The organism is uncultured Microbulbifer sp. (genome assembly GCF_947498635.1).
In the GTDB taxonomy this organism is placed as follows: domain Bacteria; phylum Pseudomonadota; class Gammaproteobacteria; order Pseudomonadales; family Cellvibrionaceae; genus Microbulbifer; species Microbulbifer echini.
In genome coordinates this window covers 1-225 of the sequence record NZ_CANMKV010000167.1, presented here as the reverse complement: position 1 = coordinate 225, position 225 = coordinate 1, and the positions used below count along the sequence as shown (strand labels likewise).

General features: G+C 57.8%; 1 protein-coding gene. It reads left to right on the top strand.

Annotated elements, in window-relative coordinates; all coding sequences use genetic code 11:
* The coding region (locus Q1A69_RS20285) for a hypothetical protein (protein ID WP_299589790.1) at positions 1-225 on the top strand (225 nt) is incomplete at both ends.

Sequence of the window (225 nt, the reverse complement as noted above, 5' to 3'; positions counted from 1 at the left end):
TTACGCCACCACCCAGTACGATGAGAATGGTTTAGCCACCGACGAAGTTATCCGCAGCCGCAACACCTTCCTCGGTGGCGGCCAGACGGTGGACACCACCATCACCAACGCCTACCCGGAAGATGGTGGCGCCGCCACGGTGACCACGCTGCACAACACCTACGAAAAGTGGGATAGCTACAAAACCAAGTCGGTGGTAATCAGCGCCGACAACAAAGACCTGCA